At 70.0% G+C, this 21,106-nt stretch carries 20 protein-coding genes; 9 read left to right on the forward strand and 11 right to left on the reverse strand.

Going from position 1 to position 21,106, the window contains the following annotated elements:
• Positions 1-58: 58 nt before the first annotated feature.
• Positions 59-751 (reverse strand): glycoside hydrolase family 11 protein, encoded by a 693-nt coding sequence (locus tag O3X23_RS16850; protein ID WP_269272264.1) that lies wholly within the window; start codon positions 749-751, stop codon positions 59-61.
• A 455-nt stretch (positions 752-1,206) separates the two neighbouring features.
• Here O3X23_RS16850 and O3X23_RS16855 point away from each other — a divergent pair, with 455 nt between their 5' ends.
• Positions 1,207-1,398: a hypothetical protein gene (locus O3X23_RS16855; RefSeq protein ID WP_269272203.1), complete on the forward strand. Its 192-nt coding sequence runs from the start codon at positions 1,207-1,209 to the stop codon at positions 1,396-1,398.
• A 45-nt stretch (positions 1,399-1,443) separates the two neighbouring features.
• On the opposite strand, the gene ppk2 is transcribed toward O3X23_RS16855, so the two are convergent.
• Positions 1,444-2,403 (reverse strand): polyphosphate kinase 2, encoded by a 960-nt coding sequence (gene ppk2 / locus O3X23_RS16860; RefSeq protein ID WP_269272204.1) that lies wholly within the window; start codon positions 2,401-2,403, stop codon positions 1,444-1,446.
• Positions 2,404-2,539: 136 nt separating this feature from the next.
• Here ppk2 and O3X23_RS16865 point away from each other — a divergent pair, with 136 nt between their 5' ends.
• Positions 2,540-3,349 (forward strand): MerR family transcriptional regulator, encoded by an 810-nt coding sequence (locus tag O3X23_RS16865; protein ID WP_269272205.1) that lies wholly within the window; start codon positions 2,540-2,542, stop codon positions 3,347-3,349.
• A complete protein-coding gene (locus O3X23_RS16870; protein ID WP_269272206.1) occupies positions 3,346-4,407 on the forward strand; it encodes a BtrH N-terminal domain-containing protein in 1,062 nt (353 codons plus the stop codon). Before O3X23_RS16865 ends, O3X23_RS16870 begins: the two co-directional genes overlap by 4 nt.
• On the opposite strand, the gene O3X23_RS16875 is transcribed toward O3X23_RS16870, so the two are convergent.
• Positions 4,361-4,714 (reverse strand): VOC family protein, encoded by a 354-nt coding sequence (locus O3X23_RS16875; protein WP_269272207.1) that lies wholly within the window; start codon positions 4,712-4,714, stop codon positions 4,361-4,363. The two genes, O3X23_RS16870 and O3X23_RS16875, sit on opposite strands and share 47 nt — an antisense overlap.
• A gap of 138 nt (positions 4,715-4,852) precedes the next feature.
• Here O3X23_RS16875 and O3X23_RS16880 point away from each other — a divergent pair, with 138 nt between their 5' ends.
• Positions 4,853-5,317 carry an ATP-binding protein gene (locus O3X23_RS16880; RefSeq protein WP_269272208.1) on the forward strand — a complete coding sequence of 155 codons (465 nt, stop codon included), beginning with the start codon at positions 4,853-4,855 and terminating at the stop codon, positions 5,315-5,317.
• Between the two features lie 293 nt (positions 5,318-5,610).
• Positions 5,611-8,055, forward strand: a complete 2,445-nt coding sequence (locus tag O3X23_RS16885) for an RICIN domain-containing protein (protein ID WP_269272209.1) — start codon at positions 5,611-5,613, stop codon at positions 8,053-8,055.
• A 118-nt stretch (positions 8,056-8,173) separates the two neighbouring features.
• On the opposite strand, the gene O3X23_RS16890 is transcribed toward O3X23_RS16885, so the two are convergent.
• Positions 8,174-10,531 (reverse strand): Ig-like domain-containing protein, encoded by a 2,358-nt coding sequence (locus O3X23_RS16890; protein WP_269272211.1) that lies wholly within the window; start codon positions 10,529-10,531, stop codon positions 8,174-8,176.
• 203 nt (positions 10,532-10,734) lie between these two features.
• On the reverse strand, positions 10,735-10,983 hold the full coding sequence (locus O3X23_RS16895) for a hypothetical protein (RefSeq protein WP_269272212.1): 249 nt from the start codon (positions 10,981-10,983) through the stop codon (positions 10,735-10,737).
• A 271-nt stretch (positions 10,984-11,254) separates the two neighbouring features.
• Here O3X23_RS16895 and O3X23_RS16900 point away from each other — a divergent pair, with 271 nt between their 5' ends.
• Positions 11,255-12,040 carry a VOC family protein gene (locus O3X23_RS16900; RefSeq protein ID WP_269272213.1) on the forward strand — a complete coding sequence of 262 codons (786 nt, stop codon included), beginning with the start codon at positions 11,255-11,257 and terminating at the stop codon, positions 12,038-12,040.
• Positions 12,041-12,132: 92 nt separating this feature from the next.
• On the opposite strand, the gene O3X23_RS16905 is transcribed toward O3X23_RS16900, so the two are convergent.
• From O3X23_RS16905 to O3X23_RS16915, 3 genes are all read right to left on the reverse strand, one after another.
• Positions 12,133-12,471, reverse strand: a complete 339-nt coding sequence (locus O3X23_RS16905) for an STAS domain-containing protein (protein WP_269272214.1) — start codon at positions 12,469-12,471, stop codon at positions 12,133-12,135.
• 218 nt (positions 12,472-12,689) lie between these two features.
• The gene (locus O3X23_RS16910; protein ID WP_269272215.1) at positions 12,690-13,076 is read right to left on the reverse strand and encodes an STAS domain-containing protein; all 387 of its coding nucleotides are present in this window, start codon (positions 13,074-13,076) and stop codon (positions 12,690-12,692) included.
• Positions 13,077-13,341: 265 nt separating this feature from the next.
• Positions 13,342-13,848 (reverse strand): MarR family winged helix-turn-helix transcriptional regulator, encoded by a 507-nt coding sequence (locus O3X23_RS16915; RefSeq protein ID WP_269272216.1) that lies wholly within the window; start codon positions 13,846-13,848, stop codon positions 13,342-13,344.
• 118 nt (positions 13,849-13,966) lie between these two features.
• Here O3X23_RS16915 and O3X23_RS16920 point away from each other — a divergent pair, with 118 nt between their 5' ends.
• On the forward strand, positions 13,967-15,139 hold the full coding sequence (locus O3X23_RS16920; protein ID WP_269272217.1) for a PP2C family protein-serine/threonine phosphatase: 1,173 nt from the start codon (positions 13,967-13,969) through the stop codon (positions 15,137-15,139).
• Positions 15,140-15,281: 142 nt separating this feature from the next.
• Positions 15,282-16,565 carry an alkaline phosphatase gene (locus O3X23_RS16925; RefSeq protein WP_269272218.1) on the forward strand — a complete coding sequence of 428 codons (1,284 nt, stop codon included), beginning with the start codon at positions 15,282-15,284 and terminating at the stop codon, positions 16,563-16,565.
• Positions 16,566-16,648: 83 nt separating this feature from the next.
• Here O3X23_RS16925 and O3X23_RS16930 read toward each other — a convergent pair whose 3' ends face one another.
• Complete coding sequence (locus O3X23_RS16930) at positions 16,649-17,359, reverse strand: TetR/AcrR family transcriptional regulator (RefSeq protein ID WP_269272219.1); 711 nt, start codon at positions 17,357-17,359, stop codon at positions 16,649-16,651.
• Between the two features lie 259 nt (positions 17,360-17,618).
• Between O3X23_RS16930 and O3X23_RS16935 the strand changes: the two genes are divergently transcribed.
• The gene (locus O3X23_RS16935; protein WP_269272220.1) at positions 17,619-19,862 is read left to right on the forward strand and encodes an MMPL family transporter; all 2,244 of its coding nucleotides are present in this window, start codon (positions 17,619-17,621) and stop codon (positions 19,860-19,862) included.
• A 111-nt stretch (positions 19,863-19,973) separates the two neighbouring features.
• Here O3X23_RS16935 and O3X23_RS16940 read toward each other — a convergent pair whose 3' ends face one another.
• Positions 19,974-20,354 carry a hypothetical protein gene (locus tag O3X23_RS16940; protein WP_269272221.1) on the reverse strand — a complete coding sequence of 127 codons (381 nt, stop codon included), beginning with the start codon at positions 20,352-20,354 and terminating at the stop codon, positions 19,974-19,976.
• 58 nt (positions 20,355-20,412) lie between these two features.
• On the reverse strand, positions 20,413-21,030 hold the full coding sequence (locus O3X23_RS16945) for a TetR/AcrR family transcriptional regulator (protein WP_269272222.1): 618 nt from the start codon (positions 21,028-21,030) through the stop codon (positions 20,413-20,415).
• Positions 21,031-21,106: the final 76 nt, after the last annotated feature.

The following is a 21,106-nucleotide window of genomic DNA, read 5'->3' on the forward strand; positions in this document are numbered from 1 at the left end:
GGATCCTCTTCGTGTCGGTGGCGAGGGCACTGTCGGGTTCGTCGGGCGTCCGGGACGTTCACCCGCTCACCGTGAGGTTGGAGTTCCCGCTGCTCTGGTAGCCCTCGGTGGCGAGGATCATGTAGTAGTTGAAGCTGCCCATCCGCATTCCGTAGCGGGCCCACGCGTCGAAGTGGTTGCCGGTGGTGATGGTGCCGCCCGCCCGCCTGGACTGCCGGACGCTCCAGTACTGGTTGAAGGTCTTGGTGCCTTCGACGGAGGGGGCGTTGTACCGCGTCGTCTGGTAGATGTCGTACGTGCCGCCGTCGCTGGTGACAGAACCCTTATAGGTTCCGGTGGGCCGGTAGGTGCCCCAGTTGTCGACGATGTAGTACTCCACGAGCGGGTTGGAGGTCCACCCGTACAGGGCCAGGTAGCCGTTGCCGGACGGGTTGAAGCTGCCGGAGTAGTGGACGCTCCTGCGCCCGCCGTTGCTCCAGCCCTTGCCTGCGACGAAGTTCCCGCAGTTGCGCCACGAGGTGCTGTAGTTGCCGCCGGATCCCAGGGTCATGGAGACCGAGCCGCCGCCGTCGGTCCAGAACGAGTAGTAGAAGCCGTTGTGGGTGCCGGTCTGGTTGGTGGTGATGGCCGCCGCGTTGGCGACACCGGGCAGCAGCAGACCGGACGCGGACGCGGCCAGCGTCAAGGCGCCGGCACGCCCGATGAAGCCCCTGCGGCTCATTTGGGGAGCGAGGGTCTTGTCCAATTCCATGTCCATGTCGGTGTTTCCTTCCGGTGCGGGCTGACGGGCTGATCGGCCGACGGTCTGCACGCGACGGGGCTCGAAGCGACCGGGGCGTAGGGGTGGAACGGGCGCGCCATACGGCGCGGTTGAGCCGTTTCCTCGATGAGGAACCCTCGACCGCTCGAAAGTATGGGTCTGGCTTATGAGGGCGGTCAATAACTTTGTTTCCGAAACTTCTTCGAAAGTTCACAATTAATGCCTGGGGCGACGCTCGAAATATTTCGATATCCTGGAAGTGGCGCGTTGGTGTGGCTTTACATAGCCCTCCCAATGCCCCGGGAATTCGGCAGGGCCCACAGATCCGGGCGAACCGTGCTCGGCGGCGCCGGAACGAGTCAGGTTTCCGCGCCGCGACACACCTGTGCGAACTCGCCCCGACACTGGTTGGGTAGATCATCGGATCGGGGGCAGGAGTCAGCATTATGAGCAATGCGAAGACAACGGAGCACCCGCCGATCTACGGGCGCCTGATAGAAGAACGCGGCGACGCACCGGCGGAGGCGCGGGAGGCCGCGCAGCAGGTGCAACGCCAGGCGGCGGTGGCTCTGGACTGGAGCGACATCAAGCTGTCCCAACAGAAGAGGGAGTCACGTACCTTCTCCGCCTTCAGCTGACCACTCCGCCGGCAGGGGGTGTGGTCCCCCTGCCGGCGACTGCTGTCACGGGTGCTGTCCCGGACCCATGTGCCGGGGGGTGAGCGGGGTGGGGGAGAGGTCGGTGTCCTCCTCGCCCGGCTCCAGCAGGGTGTTCGCCGCGCCGATGATGAGGGGATCGGGGACCCCGACCGCCTCCGCGTCCTTGCCGTCGTAGTCGAACCGCGCCAGGAAGCTGCGCATCGCCTCCAAGCGGCCGCGGAGCTTGTCGTTGTTCTTCACCACCGTCCACGGCGCCCGCGCCGTGTCGGTCTGCCGGAACATCGCGACCTTGGCCGCGGTGTAGCTGTCCCACTGGTCGAGCGAGGCGAGGTCGGTGGGTGAGAGTTTCCACTGCCGCACCGGGTCGATCCGGCGGATCGCGAAGCGGGTGCGCTGTTCGCTGCGGGAGACGGAGAACCAGAACTTCACCACATCGATGCCGTCGTCGACCAGCATCCGTTCGAACGCGGGCGTCTGCCGCAGGAAGCGCTCGTACTCCTCGTCCGTGCAGTAGCCCATGACGCGTTCGACGCCGGCGCGGTTGTACCAGGAGCGGTCGAACATGACGATCTCGCCGGCCGCGGGCAGGTGTGCGACGTACCGCTGGAAGTACCACTGCGACTGCTCGCGCCCGCTGGGCTTGTCCAGCGCGATCACCCGTGCTCCGCGCGGGTTGAGGTACTCCGTGAACCGTTTGATGGTTCCGCCCTTGCCCGCTGCGTCCCGGCCCTCGAACACCACGACGACGCGGCCGCCCGTCTCCTTCACCCAGCGCTGGAACTTCAGGAGCTCGATCTGCAGGACGCGCTTGGCCCGCTCGTACTCCTTGCGCCGCAGCTTGTCCTGGTACGGAAAGTTCTCACGCCAGGTCTCGATCGTCGAGCCGTCACCGCTGAGCAGCACCGGCGCCTCGGCACGGGAGCGGTCCACCCGCAGCCCGTCCAGCAGATCCGGTGCGTCCTTCCCGACGTCGCCGACCGTCACGCTTCCTCACCCGACCGCATGCTTCTCCTTCGCGAACGCCTCATATCCATGTACTCGGCGCCTGCCCCAGCCGTCCTGGGCGACACCCGGTGACGGTGGTGGACCCTCCCACGGTGGGAGAGTCCACCATGGCGGCATGCACGACGAACTCCTCACCATCGGACGCTTCGGCCGCCTGTGCCGTCTCAGCGTCAAGCAACTGCGGCACTACGACGAGACGGGGCTCCTGTCACCGGTCCGGGTGGACGCCGGCTCCGGCTACCGCTACTACGCGGCCGAACAGGCGGGTGATGCCCTGACCATCGCCCTGCTCCGCGAGATGGACCTCCCTCTGGCGGTGATCGCGCGGACGCTGGCTGCCGGGCCCGAGCGCAGGGCGCAGATCCTGCGGGCCGAGCGGGACCGGCTGGCCGAGCGGATCAGCAGGGACCAGGCACGGCTGGAGCTGCTGGAGCGGCTGGCGGAGGGGGGTCTGCCCGGGTACGAGGTGACGATGAGCAGGGAGCCGGAGCGACGACTGGCAGTGGTGCGGGCGACGTGCGCTCCCGCGGAGATCGGGGCGAAGGTCGGGGAGTGCGCAGGCCGGCTGCTGCCCGCGCTCGGCCGGGCGCGCATCGCCTGGGAGGCGCCGCTGTGGGCGCTGTACCCGCTGGATCTGCACGAGCGGATGGAGATCACCCTCGGAGCCGAGACGACAGCGCGAGGGGACGGCGCGCCCCACCTGGAGTTCCAGGTGCTGCCCGGCGGCCCCGTGGCCGAGACCGTACACATCGGGCCCTACGCCCAGCTGCCCCTGGCCTACAACGCGCTCTTCGCCGCCATCCACCAGCGCGGGCTGCGCCCGCACGCGCCCGCACGGGAGGCGTACCTCGTCGGACCGGCGGAGGCGCCGCCGGAAGAGCTGATGACCCGAGTCCTCATCCCCGTCCAGGAGTACACAGCATGACCACGGTCAAAGACATCGACGCCCGCGGGGCGCAGCACTGCGAGACGACAGCTCTGGGGGTGCTGCTGCGGCATCAAGGACTCGATCTGTCCGAACCCCTGCTCTTCGGGCTGGGCGCCGGTCTGTCCTTCATCTACTGGGACAGCAAGAACATGGACTTCCCCTTCCTCGGGGGGCGCGTCAAGCCTTTCGACCTCACCAGGAACCTGGCCGCCCGGCTGGGGCTGGAGCTGTCGGTGCAGGAGACCGCCTCGCCCCGCAGGGCCTGGGAGAACGTGCGGGGTCCCATCGACGCCGGCCATCCCGTGGGACTCCAGCTCGACAGCTACCACTTGGACTATTTCGGGTCGAAGGCGCATTTCGGCGGTCATGTCGTCGCCATGTACGGCTACGACGACCACGACGCCTATCTGGTCGACACCGATCAGCAGGGCGGAGCGGTGACCACCCCGCTGGCCGGCCTCGCCCGGGCGAGGGCCGCGCGGGGTCCGATGACCGCCAGGCACCGGTCCTTCACCCTCACCGTTCCGGACAGTCCGCCGTCCCCGCGGGGTGAACTGATTCCCGCCATCACCGCCTGCGCCGACGCCTTCCTCAACCCGCCCATCGCCAATCTCGGTCACCGGGGCATCGAGAAGGCCGGCAGGCAGGTACGCACCTGGCTCCGGCGCACCGACGACCCGCAACGCGATCTGCCGCAGGCTGCCCGCTTGATGGAGAAGGCCGGTACCGGCGGCGCCCTGTTCCGCAACCTCTACCGGGACTTCCTCGCCGAATGCGGCCGGCAGATCGACAGCGGCCATCTGCGCACCGGCCTCGGGCTGTACACGGAGGCGGCCGCCCTGTGGCCGGAAGTGGCGGCACTGATCGCACGGGCCGGCGCGTCAGGTGATGAGCGGTGCCTCGTGCAGGCAGGCAGTGTCCTGGGCGACCTCGCCCGCGTGGAGCGCGAGGCCATGCAGGCGTTGGCCTGCCTGAGGCACGAGCCGCCGGCGCGTCGCGACGACGTGGTCAGGCGGGCTGCCACAGTTCGACCCGATTTCCCTCAGGATCGGTGACCCAGCCGAATCGACCCACACCCGCCATGTCCTGTGTCTCCTCGGCCACGTCCGCGCCCTTGGCGCGCAGTTGCGCGAGCATCGCGTCCAGGTCGCGGACCCGGAAGTTGAGCATGGTCTGCTGGGTGCGGGAGCCGAAGTAGTCGGTCGCGGACTCGAACGCCGCGAACACCGTCGGCCCGGCCTCCTGGCGCCACAGACCGTTGTCATCCGTGTCCAGGCCCAGGCACTCGCGGTACCAGGCGCCCAGGGCCGCCGGGTCCGCGGCCCGCATGAAGTGCCCACCGATTCCCAGCACACGTTCCATGCCGCCATCCTGCCAGGGCGACGATCAGGTCCGGTGGCACCACACGCACCGGCCGGCTCCGGGGTTCGCGACCCGGGGCGGCTGATCGCCCGCTGCCGGGGTAGGCGACGGGCAACCCCGGCATTAAGGAGCAATACGATGGGCGACATGTCCTTGCGGGCCGTCGGATGGGCACAGTCCTTCCCGGTGTCCGGCGGTGTACGACAGGGGCGCGTCTGGGCCCGGGAACACCTGGACGCCCTGGGGTGGACCCAGCAGGCGCCCGAAACGGTCGACGCGGTCCTCCTCACCGTCTCCGAACTGATCACCAACGCGCATGTGCACGCGCACAGCACCGCCCAGCTCGTCCTGGCGTGGGACAGCCAGTGCCTGCACGTGAGCGTCCACGACTCGAGTACCGAGCTGCCCGCGCCGCGCGAAGCCGGCGACGCTGCCACCTCCGGGCGGGGCCTGGCTCTGATCGATCATTTCGCCGACAGCTGGGAGACCCGCCACCAGCGGTCCGGCAAGACGATCACCGCCTGCTTCACCCCGCCCGGCGGACTCGACCCGCACCGGTCCGACCAGTCCGACCAGTCCGAGCGGAACGCCGTGGAGCACTGACCCGCGCTCCTCTCTGCTGGAGCGCACGTCTCCGCGGCTGCCGCGCTGGCCTGCGGCGTTGTTTCTAACGTTGCATTTGCGGGTGCAGGGATGCGCGGCGGGTTCTGTCACGCATCTGGACAGGACTCCTCCGTCATGCTGTCATTTCGCTGAACACGCGCTTTGCAACGATGGAGAGGATGGCGTTCTGTCCTCCTCGCTCCCTTGCCGGGCGGTGTTCGCACCTGTGCCCAGCGCGCGCCATCCGCCCCTCGCACGGAGACGGGTTCCGCGCCCGACGAGGAGCCGTCACCATGTCTGTGAACCGCCGGCAGTTCATCAGCAGCGCCATGGCCACCGGGCTGACCGTCGCGATGTCCGCCCGCTGGGCGGGATCCGTCACCGCCGCCGCGGCCCGTGTCGCCCCCGCCCGAGGCGGCCTGTACTTCCCCAACGCCGCCCCCCTCCAGCCGACCGCCTTCCTCAAACTGCCGCCGGGCAGCGTCACCGCCAGAGGCTGGCTGGCCGGGCAACTCCAACTCCAACTGGAGGGATTGTGCGGTCGCTACGAGCAGGCCTCGCACTTCCTGGACATCACCACCTCCGGATGGACGCACCCGGACCGCGCCGGATGGGAAGAGGTGCCGTACTGGTTGCGCGGCTACGTCGACCTCGCGGCCGTCACCGGCAACGCCGCCGCGCGCGACGGCAGCCGGCGGTGGATCGACGGCATCCTCGCGACCCAGCAGTCCGACGGATTCTTCGGCCCGACCGCCCTGCGGACCTCCCTGAACAACGGGCCGGACTTCTGGCCCTTCCTGCCCCTGCTGCAGGCGCTGCGCTCCTGGCAGGAGTTCACGGGTGACGCCAGGATCGTCCCCTTCCTCACCCGCTTCTTCCGCTACATGAACGCGCAGGGACCCGGCGCGTTCAACTCCAGCTGGGTCTCCGTGCGCTGGGGCGACGGCCTGGACAGCGTCTTCTGGCTGTTCAACCGGACCCGGGACGCCTTCCTGCTGGCCCTCGCCGACAAGATTCACACCAATGGGGCCAGCTGGGTCAACAACCTTCCGAGCCTCCACAACGTCAACATCGCGCAGGGCTTTCGCGAACCCGCCCAGTACGCGCTCCGCAACGGTTCGGCCGCGCTGACCCAGGCGACCTACGGCACGTACAACACGGTCATGAACTCCTACGGGCAGTTCCCCGGCGGCGGGTTCGCCGGGGACGAGAACGCCCGGCCCGGATTCGGCGACCCGCGACAGGGCTTCGAGACCTGCGGCATCGTCGAGTTCATGGCCAGCCACCAGTTGCTGACCCGGATCACCGGCGACCCGCTGTGGGCCGACCGCTGCGAGGACCTGGCCTTCAACTCGCTGCCCGCGTCGCTCGATCCGGCAGGACGCGCCGTCCACTACATCACCAGCGCCAACAGCGTCGATCTGGACAACGCGCCCAAGTCACAGGGGCAGTTCCAGAACGGCTTTGCGATGCAGGCGTATCAGCCGGGAGTGGACAACTACCGCTGCTGCCCCCACAACTACGGCATGGGCTGGCCCTACTTCACCGAGGAGCTGTGGCTCGCCACCCCGGACCTGGGTCTGGCGGCCGCCCTGTACGCCCCCAGCGTCGTGACCGCCAAGGTCGCCAACGGCACGACCGTCACCATCACCGAGGACACCGACTACCCCTTCGCCGACACCCTGACCCTCACGCTCACCACCCCGGCCGCCGTCGCGTTCCCCCTCTACCTGCGCATCCCGGCCTGGTGCGCCACCCCCTCCATCGCCGTCAACGGCCGGCCGCAGGCCGCGCCGGCGGGACCGGCGTTCACCAAGATCAACCGGACATGGTCGAACGGCGACAAGGTCACCGTGCGCTTCCCGCAGACCACGGCCGTCCGCACCTGGGGCGCCAACCACCACTCCGTCTCGGTCGACCACGGGCCTCTCACCTACTCCCTCAAGGTCGGCGAGCAGTGGGACCGCTTCGCCGGCAACGACCAGTTTCCCGAGTACGCGGTGCACGCGACCTCGCCGTGGAACTACGGCCTGGCCATCGACCCGGCCGCCCCGGCCGGGCTCACCTTCACCGGACCCGCCGGCCGCCTGACGGCCAACCCCTTCACCCAGGCCGGCACCCCCGTGCGGATCACGGCCCCCGGGCGCCGGATCGCCGAGTGGACGGCCGACACCCAGCACGTCGTCACACCGCTCCAGGAGAGCCCGGCGCGCAGTACCGCCCCCGTCGAGACCCTCACCCTCATCCCGATGGGCGCCGCCCGGCTGCGCATCACCGCGTTCCCCACCGCCGCTCCCGACGGCCACCTCTGGATCCCGGCCGCCACCGAGTACCGGATCTGGAACCGCAACTCCAACAAGGTCATGGGTGTCGATCTGATGTCGACCGCCAACAGCGCCCACGTGGTGCAGTTCGACGACAACGGCACGGCCGACCATCTGTGGTCCCTGGTCGACAACGGCGACGGCTGGTACCGCATCCGCAACCGCAACTCCGGCAAGGTCCTGGGTGTGGATCTGATGTCGACCGCCAACAGCGCCCATGTCGTGCAGTTCGACGACAACGGCACGGCCGACCATCTGTGGTCCCTGGTCGACAACGGCGACGGCTGGTACCGCATCCGCAACCGCAACTCCGGCAAGGTCCTGGGTGTGGATCTGATGTCGACCGCCAACAGCGCCCATGTGGTGCAGTACGACGACAACGGCACGGCCGACCACCTGTGGCAGTTGCGGTGACAGCCGGCGGCCCGAAACCCGCGGCGGGCGTGCCACGCTCCGCCGCAGGTCTCGGGCCGCCCGTCCGTCCCCGTGGCGGCCCGTACCGGGACGGCCGGTGCGCGGTGGTGGAAGCGGGTCAGTTTCCGGAGGTTGCCGCGGGGGTGGCCGTGGCGCCGGTGGTCACCCGCGGCCGCAACAGCGTGATCTTGGATGCGCCCAACTCCGTGACGTACAGGTTGCCGTTGGCGGTGTCCTCGGTGAGGTCCAGCGGTTGCTGGAATCCGGTGAACCCGGTGGTGCCCACGGTGGGCGCCGACAGCTGGCCCGCGGCGTCGACCCCGAAGGTCTCGATGTCCTGGCCGCTGCTGTAGCGGACGACCAGCAGCTTGCCCTTGAGCGCCCCCGCGAAGGTGTTGCTGCGGTACTCGACGGCGCCGTCCGCCGAGGCGTGCAGCCCGGCGTCGTACATGCCGGCCAGATCCAGGTTGCGATCGGGCAGGGTACCGACGGGATAGCTCCTGGTCTCGAAGGGATCGGTGCCGGAGGTCGGGTTGCCGCCCGCCAGCACCCATTCGCAGCGCGACGGATTGGGGTGCCCGTAGTAGCGGTTCTTCTTGATGTCGAAGACGTAGTCGGTCTCGGCGTCGGGGTTCGACGTGATGGCCGGGACACCGGGACCGGTGTAGGCGCCGGCCGTGGTCCCGTCGACGCGGCGGGTACAGGCGGCGGGCAGCGGCGTCGGCGTGGCCGGGGTGTTGCCGCCGGCGGCCGAGCCGTTGGTCGGCGTGTACAGATGGCCGTTGCTGTGCCACACCAGGTCGAACGCGTTGCGTACGCCGGTGGCGTACAGGGTCAGCGGAGCGTCGGCCGCGAACGGATCGTAGGTCCCGGGGGCTTCGGTCTGGACGTTGACCGCCCCGGTGGCGGGGAGTTTGGCCGGGTCGAGCCGTAGGACCGCGGCGTTCAGCAGGTGCTCCGGCCGGTTGCCCCAGGTGGGGTCCGCCGCGCCCATCGCGTTGTTGGCGCCCTGGGTGACGTACAGCGCCCCGTCCGGCCCGAAGGCCAGGGAGTTGGTCTCGTGGTCCTTGACCGACCTCGGCAGGTGGTTGACCGCCTCGGTGTACGTGGCCAGCGCGGGTCCGGTCAGCCGGGCGATGCTGCTCGACCAGTCCGGCTCGCTCGGCGTGCCGCCGCCGTACATCGTGTTGGACGTGATCCACAGGATCGGGCCGGCCGCCGTGGACGCCGGGTCGAAGGCCATGCCGATGATCGAGCGGTTCGGCGCTCCCGGCAGGCCGCGCGCGGTCGCGTCGGTACGGACGGTGGAGATCGTCTCCTCACCGCCGAGGGTGCCGTCCGCGGCGATGGTGTACCGCATGACATAGCCGTCCAATGTGGCGGCGTACAGCTTTCCGTCCGGGCCCTTGACGACGGTCGAGAACATCTTGCCGGTCGCCCCGCTGGGCACCTTGTCGAAGGCGACCGTCCCGCCGCCACCGGATGTTCCGGTGGTGAACACCGAACTCCAGGGGATGAACGCCTTGCCGTTCAGGTCCTTGACGCCACTGGTCACCGCCAACGCGTAGCGGGTCGTGGGTTTCAGTCCGGCGGTCGGTGACACGTTGATCACGTCGCCCCCGCCGCTGGTGATCACGTGGGTGGCCACCGGGGCCCCGTTGGCCGTCTCTTTGAGCGTGACGGTGCTGCTCGACAGGGTCGCGGTGTCGATGCCGGAGGTGAGCAGGCGCAGGTCCGCGACGATGCTGCCGGTAGGCGACACCCCGGCCGCGGTGTTCGCCGGCGTCACCGCCCGCACTCCTGGACGGGCGTCGGCGTCGGCCAGCGGAGCGATCACCACGTAGTTGATCTTCGTGTTGGTGCCGCCGAGCGGGCTGATCGTCAGCCGTCCGTCGGCGACCGTCGGATACGCCGTGCCGGTGCGGTACTTGGCGGTGCCGCTCGGCACGAACGCGTCGATTGCGTTCTGGTCCTCGATCTGGAGGGTGTGCACGCTGTCCGTCGAGGTGCTGTCGCCGGCAGCGACGGTCACCGTGTAGGTGCCGTTGGGCACCGCGATCTCCCATCTGCCCGGGGTCTTGACGCCCGGGGAGGCGGCCGGCAACTGCAGGTGCATGAGCGTGGCCAGCAGCCGATCGGGCTCGGCCGTTCCCCTGTCCCGGCCATTGCCCACCAGGTCCAGCGGTGTGGCGGAGCCCATCGCGGTCCAGCCGTAACTCAGCCCGGTGCCCTGGCCGGGACCGGTGCGCGGTCCGTAGGCCTGGCCGTAGTCCAGGGCGTAACCGGCCACGGGCACCGTCGTAGCGGTGCCGAAGTCGATCTTCGCCGAGAAGGTGGTACTGGCCTGCGCGGCCCCCGGAACGCCCAGTACCAGCCCGGCCATCGCCAGGGCGACCAGGGCGATCAGCAGGACGGCCGGACGCGACGGCCGCCCGTCCGACCGGTACGCGTGTCTTCGCGCGGATAACACAGCCACGGTTCTCTCCCCACCTGAGGTGACATGAACCTCGACGGTACTGACCGTGCTCCGGGAAAATCAGCCGTTCCGCGACGGCGGCCGGACCGCACCCCTCCCGCACCGGTTCACGTCCGGGATCGGCGCCGAGGCAGGGGCGGTTGGCGAGGCTCCCCGCTTCCGTGGCAAGGGGGACGGCGACGCGGGTGAGGAGGCGGGCCGCCTCACTCGGCGGCGGAGCCGTGGAACATCCAGCGGCGGACCGCCAGGACCCGCGGTAGGGCGATGACGCGTTGGGACGAGCCGTCTTCCCGTTCGACGACGAACACCCCGTCGGCTATCAGCTTGTCGAGCATGTAGGTCGAGATTCCCAGCAGTGACGCGGCGACCCGCAGCGGCACCGTCAGGCCGGCGAAAGCGTCCGATTCGCTGCCGTGCTCGAGCGCCCGCAACGGCCGATTCCGTGGCCCCATGTCCGTAACCCCCTCTGACCAGCCCTGCTTGTGCCTCCTTCCTACCGCACAGCACCGACACAGCGGCAGTGGGCCCCTCCACCTTGCCCGGCAATTGTCAGCACGGTGACAAGCGTGCACCTCCTGTGGATCGGGCTGGTGACGGTGACTCCGAAGGGGAACGTCAACCGCGGCGCTCGACACGCCCGCTCCGGGGATCGCGCCCCCGGGCCCTCCCGTGCCCGGCTGATGGCACAGTGATCACTCACCCTTTGTGCAGAAAGGAGCCGGTATGCCGGCTGCTGAGGATGTAGTGCAGGGCGCGCCGTGCTGGGTGAGCCTGGCGGCCCCTGATCTCGCGATGGTCAAGGACTTCTACGCCGCGACCCTGGGCTGGCGTTACCGGCCCGGGTTCGGGCTCGACGAGTACGCGATCGCTCTCAGCGACGAGGCGCCCCTCGCCGGAATGGGGGCCGCCGGGCGCGCCCCGGGGGTGCCGCGGGCGTGGTCGGTGCACTTCGCCGTGAGCAGCGTGGACCAGGCAGCCGATCGCGTTCGTGAGCGCGGGGGTACCGTCGCCGTCGGCCCGTTGTCCTTCGGTCCGGGGCGGATGGCGTGGGCCACCGATCCGGACGGGGCCCCCTTCGTGTTGTGGGAGGGTCCCGTCACGCCCCGCTGGGGCGCCGGTCGCCCCGGGAGCGGGAGCAGCCGGAGGGTGTGGCTGGATCTGCACACCCGGGACACCTTCGCCGCCGCGATCTTCTACAGCCAAGCCCTGGGCTGGGACACCGAACCGCCCGAGCGCTGCGCGCTGCGCTACGAGGACGACCGGGAGGTTCTCGAGATCCACGGGCACGCCGTGGCGAGCCTGTACGGAGGCGCGGTGGACCAGGCACCGGATCCGAAGATCCGGCCCCGCTGGCAGGTGACGTTCCGCACCCCGAACGCGGAGGAGGCGGCCGGTCGCGCGGTGGCGGCGGGCGGAGTCCTCGTGGGTCCCGTGCGGTCCACCTCGATCGGTCCGGGCCTGCGACTTTCCGACGTGCAAGGCACGTTGTTCGCCGTCGCCGACATCTGACGCGCGATAGGGGAGGTCGACATCGAGGGGTGCGGTAGCCCGCCGCCAGGCAGGGGCGGCAGCCCTGACCGGGAGAATCGGCGGCCGGCGGGTCAGGAGGCGCGCAGGGCGTCCTCGACGGTCTCGGTCAGCACGAAGACCTCGATGGCGCCGGTGAGGTCCAGGACGGCCCTCAGCGACGTGCTGATTCCCGTGAGGACCAGGCCGATGTTGCGACGTTCCAGATCCAGCCGCAGCTGCAGGAAGCGGTTGAGGCCTTGGGAGTCGCAGAACGTCACGCCCGCGCACTCCAGGACCAGGCGCCGGCAGTGGTCGCCCATGGCGTTCGTCACCGCCTCGCCCAGGGCTTGCTCCGTGGCGTAGTCGAGCTCTCCGGATACCGCCAGCACCACTACGTCATGGCGGTCCGGCCCGATTGGGCGTACCTGCAACGGCTCCATAAGGTCCACCACCCCTGATCCATGTCTGCCTCCACGGACTGCGGAGTGCTTCCCGGGCGTCGGACGCCGGTCTGGACAGTAACTGCCCAGCTCCCGGTGGAACGACGCACCCCCAATATACGTACACATGATCCATTTACTGGGATCGATCGCGACGGCGGGACAAGCCCGGACCGCCGCGGCCCAGGGGGCCTCGCCCCGCGCGGAGATCAGGTGGCCATGGCCGGCGCCGACGCGAAGCCGATCGAGGTGGCGGTGGTGAAATGCCCGTCCAGCCCGGCCAGGCGCATCAGCCGGGCGACGCAGAGGGAGGGGTCGGCGATCCTGAGGCGTCCGGGCCCCAGGTGGCGACGGGCGCGCAGTAGGGCGTTGATCAGTGACGTTCCGGCGAAGGTGACCCCGGACAGGTCCAGGACCACGGTGCGACCCAGGTCGGGGCCCGTGCGAGCGGCGCTGAGGGCGTACTGCAGCGGTTCGATGGTGTCGAGGTCGACCTCGCCGCGGACGGTGATGATCAGGGTGCGATCGGTGCGTCGACTGGTGAGCCGTAGGTCGAGCTCGGCGGTGCCGTAGGAGTGCACGGGTTGGCCTCTCATGGCGGTAGCGCCGGTGATGGCCTGGTGGCCGAGCCGGCTGCGGGTCCCGTGATGCCGGCGGCGTTTGGTCAGGTCGCCGGCGGGCAGGTGCCGACCGTGGATGCGGCCAGGACCACCACGCTAACCACTTAGTTTCCCTATGGCAACATTTCCTGGTGGGGGTGCCCGATGAGCAGTCGCGGGCGGGGTTCACGGTGCCCGGGGGAGGGTGCTGGGGCGACCCCCGGCACGGAGTACAGGAGGGGAAGTGGGGGTGGGGCGGTTGCTAAGCGGTGTGGGCTTCGCCGTGCGCGGTCGTCGCAGACGGTTGCGCGAGGCCGATGCGGGAGCGTGCGGCGTCCTGGAATGCCTCCAGCCCCTCGGCGAGGGCGCTGAGCTGGGCCGGGGACATCGTGTGCAGGACCGCGGTGACCTCGTGCCGACGCAGGGTCCGAATGTCGTGCAGAGCGGTCCGGCCACGGCTGGTCAGGCGCAGTTCCACCTCGCGCCCGCTGGTGGCGCTGGGGGTACGTTCGAGGAGACCGCCCGCTTCGAGACGGTCGCACAGCCGGCTCACCGCGGGGGGACGCGATCCGAGTGCGTCACTCAAGGTCCGCAGATTGGCCCCCGCCCGTTCTTCGATCACGGTCAGGGCCCGTAGCTGCGAAGGAGGAAGCGAACCCAGCGTGGTGCCGTCCTGGCCACGTCCCCAGAGCACCTCGAGCCACTCCGCCACTGTCCCGGCAGCATGCGCCGCCCGCGCGGCATCGAAAGGCGGGGGAGTGGGGGGCATCACCCCACTGTGTCATCCGTTGCGGCTTCTTTCCACCCCGTCACCGCTCCCTTGCCCGCCGTGATCGCAGGCACCCTGTACTCCTCATCGTCACCGTCGAGAAAGTCTGAACCGGCCCATGAAGAATTTCCTGTCCGTGGAGCGTGCGCTGCGCACGGCCGCTCCGCACGCCCTGCTGGACGCGGTGCGCTCCGCGCTCGCCGCCCACTACGGTGCGCACGCGGTGGATCTGCTGATGGCCGACTACAGCCAGAGCGTGCTGCAGCAGGTCACCGCCCTGCCGCACACCGCCGCCGCGGTCTCGGTGCACTCCAGTGCGCAGGGCAGGGCCTTCGGCAGCCAGGAAGCGATCGAGGAACGGTCCCCGGACAGCGAGATGATCGATCTGCACCTGCCGGTGACCGTGCGCGGTGACCGGTTGGGCGTCCTCACCGTCCGGTTGCCTCCGGCGGACTGCACCCCGGTCGCCGTCCGCGACCTCTCCGACATCGCCGAGCTCCTGGGCCACGAGATCCTGGTCGCGGAGCGCGACACCGACGTCTATCTGCAGGCCCGGCGGGTCAACCGGCTGACGCTGGCCGCCGAGATGCAGTGGCAACTGCTGCCGGCCCGCTCCTGCGCCCGCACCGAGTACTCCATCGGCGCCCAGCTGGAGCCCGCCTACGCGATCCACGGCGACAACTTCGACTGGGCCAGCACCGCGCAGACCCTCACGCTGACCATCACCAACGGGATGGGCGAAGGCATCAACGCCTCCCTCCTGACGAACCTCGCGGTCAACGCCCTGCGCAACGCCCGCCGTGCCGGTATCGGCATCGCCGACCAGGCGGCCCTCGCCGACCAGGCCCTGTACACCGAGCACGGCGGCAACGCGCACGTGTCCACGTTGCTGCTCTCCTTCGACCTGGCCACCGGCCACGTGCAGGTGGTGGACGCGGGCTCGCCCCAGCTGTGGCGCCAGCGGGACAAGACCGTGGAACGCATTCCGTTCGAGGCCCAGTTGCCGCTGGGGATGTTCGACCAGACCGACTACGTCGTGCAGGAGTTCCGGGTCCTGCCCGGCGACCGGCTGGTCTTCGTCAGCGACGGCGTCTACGCCGCCTCGTCGCCGGCCGGCGTGGCGTACGAGGAGCAGGCTCTGGCGCGGGCCATCGGCGCGGCCGGCATGCTGCCGGCCGCCGACGTGCCCGGCGCCGTGCTGCGCGAACTCACCGATTACCGCGACGCGGACGCCGACGACGACGCCCTGGTGGTCTGCCTCGACTGGTACGGCCGCAGCAACCCGGTCTGACGCCGTTCGGCGGGGTCGCGGTGCCGGCACCCGGGACACCGCTCGGTCTGTTTCGCCGGTGTACGCACGGTGTTCAGGTGCGGTATCCCCTCGCCTCCTAAGTTCAGCAGGTCAAGAGCGTCAGGTGGCTACAGGAGGTTCCGTGAGCGGGCGGTTGCGCAATGCACGACGGTGGGGTGCGCCCCTGGTGGCGGCGGTGGCCGCGGCGTCGGTGACCATGGTGGTCAGCCCGACGATGGGTGCCTCCGCCAGCGCGCCGAGCGCGCAGGCGAGGACGCAGGCGAAGAGCGTGATCTTCATCAACGGTGACGGGATGGGGGCCGCGGCCCGCGAGGCGGCCCGTCTGCACCTCGCCGGCCTGGACGGGCAGCTGGCGATGGACAAACTCACCGCGTCCGGTCAGCTGACCACCACCCCGCACGACCCGAAGTCCGTGGTGACGGACTCCGCCGCGGCCGCGACGGCGTGGGCCACCGGGGAGAAGACGTACAACGGCGCGATCAGCGTCGGCGTCGACGGCAACGCGCTGGCGACGCTGGGCCGGCAGGCCAAGGCGGCGGGCAAGTCCACCGGCCTGGTCACCACCGCCCAGGTCACCGATGCGTCCCCGGCGGCGTTCTTCGCCAACACCGTGAACCGCTCCGCGCAGGACGAGATCGCCCGGCAGTACCTCGACGTCAGCAAGCCGGATGTCATCCTCGGCGGCGGCGAGGACTGGTGGCTGCCCAAGGGCACCGCGGGCGCGTTCCAGGACAAGCCCGCCGAGGACCCGACCGAGGGCAGCCTCGGCACCAAGGGCAACCTCATCAACAAGGCCCAGCGGGCCGGTTACACCTATGTCTCCAGCGCGAAGCAGCTGGACAAGGCCAAGGGCGGCAAGCTCCTCGGCCTGTTCAGTAACGAGGAGATGTTCCAGCAGCGTCCCGAGGGCCAGGGCGACGTCTACAGCCCGGTGGTCGAACTCGCGACCATGACCACCAAGGCCCTGACGACCCTGGACAAGAACAAGAAGGGCTTCTTCCTGTTCGTCGAGGAGGAGGGCACCGACGAGTTCGCGCACGCCAACAACGGTGCCCGCCTCCTGCAGTCGATGCAGCAGTTGGAGAAGACCGTCGCGGTGGCGCGCGCCTACGTCGCCACCCACCCCGACACGCTGCTGGTTGTCACCGGTGACCACGAGACCGGTGGTCTGGCGGTGGAGGAGAACGACGCCAACGACGAGTCCGGAACCGCCATCTCCGCCGAGGACGGTCCGTTCACCATCGCCGGCAGCACCAGGACGTTCACCGTGGACTGGACGACGTCCGGCCACACCAGCGTGGACGTGCCGGTGAACGCCAGTGGTCCGCTGTCCGACCGCTTCTCCGGCAAGCACCCCAACACCTACGTGCACGACGTGCTCGCCCAGGTGCTGGCCCCCCGCTGACCGACCTGTCACCCGCACGAGACCGGCCCCGCAGGAAGGATCTGCGGGGCCGGTCTCGTGCGCTGCGGCCGCCGGCGGAGGACTCACCCGGCGGGTATGCGCCGGTGGATGTCCTCGAGCAGGTTCCGCATGGCCATGCGGAAGATCTCGGGCTGGTGGTCACCGAGGAACGAGGTGTGCCCGAACACCTCCAGGACGACGAGGCCGTGCAGGTGCCCCCATGCGCTCAGCAGCAGGGCGGTCGCGGGGGGCGGCAGGTATCCCCGTCCGTAGTGCGGCAGTTGTTCCAGGTATGCCTGCAGTACGGACGAGAGCGCGGGGGTTTCGGCCGCGGCCAGTTGTGCCGCGGTGAACCCGGCGAACAGCTCGCGCTCGAAGATTGAACTTATGCGGCGCGTCGCCTGGGTGGTGGGGCCGTCGGTGGGTGCCGCGTAGTCCCGCAGCGGCGTTCCGTACAGGAGCCGGAAGCGCTCGGGGTGGGCGATGGCCCACCGGCGGTAGCCCTCGGCCGCGATCACGAGACGGGGCAGGGCCGTGTCGCGTGCCGGGGTGTCGACGGCGGCCTGCACGGCATCGGCCAGGTCGTCGTACGCCTTGGTGATGAGCACCGTGACGAGGGCGTCCCGGCTCGGGAAGTAGTGGTAGAGCGCCTGGACCGTCATGTCGAGGCTGCGGGCGACCGCCCGCAGGGACAGGGCCGCCGGTCCGTGCTCGGTCAGATGGCACTCGGCGGCGTCCAGGATCTCCTGCGTGGCGGCGGCGCGACGGCGCTGGCGCAAGGTGGGCGGGACCACGGCGTGCTCCTCTGCGGCAGGGGGCGGCCTGCGACGGTCGCCTTGGCGGGACGGCCACCCATGCAGGATGTTAGGAAAATCTAACACTGCCAAAACTTTGACGGTTTCACTAGCGTCACCCGTGGCGACGAGGAGTGCGACCCGCACTCGTCCTCCGGCGGGGTGCAGCGACTCCGCAGGAGCATCGCGCCGGCCCCCGTGCGCCAACTGCGCCTTTTGCGCGCCGTTTTCGCCGGATGGACATCAAAGGAGATCGTGCGTGTTTGAACGCATAGCCGAACTGGCGATTCGCCGGTCCCGGCTGGTACTGATCGTCGCCGTCGTGACTGTGGCCCTCATGGGCGTCCTGGGCGCCGGTGCGTTCGGCAAGCTGCTGGGCGGCGGCTACGACGACCCGGCCTCCCCGTCCTCCCGGGCCGGAAAGATCATCGACGAGAAGTTCGGCGGCCAGACGAACCTGGTCCTGCTCGTCCACACCTCCGCGGGCCGCGTCGACGACGCGGCCGCCCAGCACCGTGGCCAGGCCCTGGTGGCCGACCTCAAGAAGGAGCGGAACCTCGACAACGTGATCTCGTACTGGGACACGGCCAACCCCGACCTGCGGTCCCAGGACGGCCGCGAGGCCGTGGTGCTCGCCCATGTGAAGGGCAACGACACCGAACGCGGCGAGAACGCCAAGGGCGTCATCGACGCCTACACCGGACCGTACGCGGGCGTACTCACCGTCCAGGCGGGAGGCGGCGGCGCGGTGATCAGCGAGATGGGCACCCAGTCGGGGGAGGACCTCCTCCTGGCCGAGGCCATCGCCGTGCCGCTCACCCTCATCCTGCTCCTGCTCGTCTTCGGCAGCATGGTCGCAGCCCTCCTGCCGCTGGCGATCGGCACCATCGCCATCGCGGGCACCTTCGCGGAACTCTTCGTCCTCGGCAGCGTCACCGACGTCTCCGTCTTCGCCATCAACCTGACCACGGCCCTGGGGCTCGGCCTCGGTATCGACTATGCCCTGCTCATGGTCAGCCGCTTCCGGGAGCAGCTCGCGACCGGGGCCGACGTGGACGACGCCGTCCGCCGGACGGTGAGCACCGCGGGCCGCACCGTCGCGTTCTCCGCCGCGACGGTGGCGGCCGCACTCGGGGCACTGCTGGTGTTCCCGCAGTACTTCCTGCGCTCGTTCGGCTACGCCGGGATCGGTGTCGTGGCCATCGCGGCCGTCAGCGCCCTGTTCGTCATGCCGGCCCTGTTCGTCGTCCTGGGGCACCGGGTCAACAGTGGGCGGCTGCCCTGGGTGAAGCCCGCGCGCTCCGCCACCCGGGCACCCTTCTGGGGACGGCTGGCCGGCACCGTCATGCGGCGGCCCGCGCTCACCGCGCTGCCTGTCCTCACGATCCTGCTGCTGGCGGCGAGCCCGCTCCTGGGCATCACCTTCGGCACCCCGGACGAACGGGTGCTGCCCGAGGGCGCCGCCGGCCGCCAGGTCTCGGCGGTCCTCCAGGAGAAGTTCCACGGCAACGACGACGCGGCCCTTCACATCGTCATCGACCAACGCCTGGACAAGGCCCCCCTGGAGTCGTACGCGGTGGCGCTGTCCGGGCTGCAGGGCGTCGTCCGCGTCGAGACCAGCACGGGAACCTACGCCGGCGGCAGGTCCACGGCGACCGACCCCGGCAACACCACTCTCGGACGCCCCGACGCGCAGCAGATCAACGTGGTGAGCACCCTGCCACCGAAGTCGGACGCGGCCCAGGGCCTGGTCGACGAGGTGCGGGCGGTGGCCCCGCCCGCCGGCTCGCACCCCCTGGTGGGCGGAGTCGACGCGGCACTCATCGACTCCAAGGACTCCATCGCCGGCCGGCTCCCGCTCGCCGTGGCCCTGGTCGCCCTCACCACCTTCCTGCTGCTCTTCCTGTTCACCGGCAGCATCGTGCAGCCGCTGCGCGCGCTGTTCCTCAACCTGATCAGTCTCGGTGCCACCCTCGGCGTCATGACGTGGATCTTCCAGGACGGCCACCTCTCCTCCCTGCTCGGCTTCACCGCGCAGCCCATGGAGGTGTCCATCACCGTGCTGATGTTCTGCATCGCCTTCGGCCTCTCGATGGACTACGAGGTGTTCGTCACCAGCCGCATCAAGGAACTCCACGACCTGGGCGAGGACAACGAGTCGGCGGTGACCAACGGTCTGGGACACACCGGACGCATCGTGACCGCGGCGGCCTGCCTGCTCGCGGTGAGCTTCTTCGCGTTCGGAACGGCCAAGCTCAGCTTCATGCAGCTTTTCGGGCTGGGCAGTGGACTGGCCGTCCTCATCGACGCCGTCGCGGTACGCGGCATCCTCGTCCCCGCCGCGATGCGCCTGCTCGGCGACTCGGCCTGGTACGCGCCCGGAGTCCTGCGCACGTTCCACCAGCGCTTCGGCCTCAGCGAAAGCGGCCCCGCGCCCGAGCACGCCACCGCTCCGGAACTCGTCACCGAGTCGCCGTACGCGAAGAACTCCACGCAAGCCTGACCCGCGAGAACGCTCCCCGCAGCGCCCGTCTCCCCCCACCGGAGGCGGGTGCTGCCGCGCAGGACACGCGACGCGGGCCTGCCGCCGCGGCCCGGGGCCGCACCGTTCGCCTCAACCGCTGCCGCGTGCCCACTGCGCGGCCCGGACCGTTCCCTCCTGGATGTCGCGCCGGGGAACGAGGTTGGCGACCGGACCGCGGCCCGGGGTGTGGGCGACGATGTGCTCGGCGAGCCGGCGCACCGCTTCCTCCGCGGCGAAGTACAGCACCTGATCGAGATCCTGAGTCGCGAAGACTTCCCGGTAGGGACCGTGGTGGCCGCGGACTGTGCCGTCCTGGTCCACAACGAGGAAGAGGGCGTCGGCATCACCCGCACGCTCCGCGCACTGCTCGGGTGAGGTGCCCGTCGGCGGGAGCGTGGCGTCATCGAGCAGGTCGGAGCCCACAGCGATCCCGTGCCAGGCCCGTTTCAGTGCGTGCTCCGTTATCCGCATGGCCGCCAGTATGCGGTCGGCCACTGACATGGGCCGGTGAACCGCTACGCGCCCTGACTCAGCGGCCTGTCCGGGTGGTGGCCGTGGTGCGTGGTCGGGGAGCCAGGGCCGCGCGCAGGGCCGGGACGAGGACGCGGCGGGCTTCGGAGGGGGTGAGGGCGGCGAGGGAGGGGAGGGGATTGAGGTAGCGGGTGTAGATCAGACCGCCGAGGATCGTCACCACGGCCGTGGCGCGGGCGGTCGCGTCCCGTCCGCCGATGAATTCAACAAGACGGGCCAGCAGCTCGTGTTCCAGGTATTCGCGGATCACCTCGGCGGCCTCGTCACCCCGGACGGTGAGCTGCCGGAAGTCGGCGTCCTCCCACAGGCCGGTCACCGCCTCGATCAGGCGGTCGGGAAGGGAGGCGGGGTCGCCGCCGAGGACGTCGTCCACCGCCAGCGCGTTCGCGCACTGGAACTGCATCACGTCCGCGAACAGGCCTTTCTTCGAGCCGAAGTGGTACGCGATCAGTGCCGCGTCGACCCCGGCGGCGCCCGCCACCGCCCGCAGGGTGGTGCGCCGGTAGCCGCGCTCCAGGAACAGCGCGCGGGCCGCCAGGACGATCGACTCGCGAGTCGGCGGCCTGCCGCGGGGGCGGCCCCGGGTGCGGGCGGGGGCGAGGTCGGCGTTATTCATCACCGTTGAGCTTGCGTTTCATGATCGGCACAGTCAAGGGCGTTCCACCAACCACTCGAAGGGACGACCCGACACC

It is taken from the genome of Streptomyces sp. H39-S7 (genome assembly GCF_027158205.1).
Taxonomy (GTDB): domain Bacteria; phylum Actinomycetota; class Actinomycetes; order Streptomycetales; family Streptomycetaceae; genus Actinacidiphila.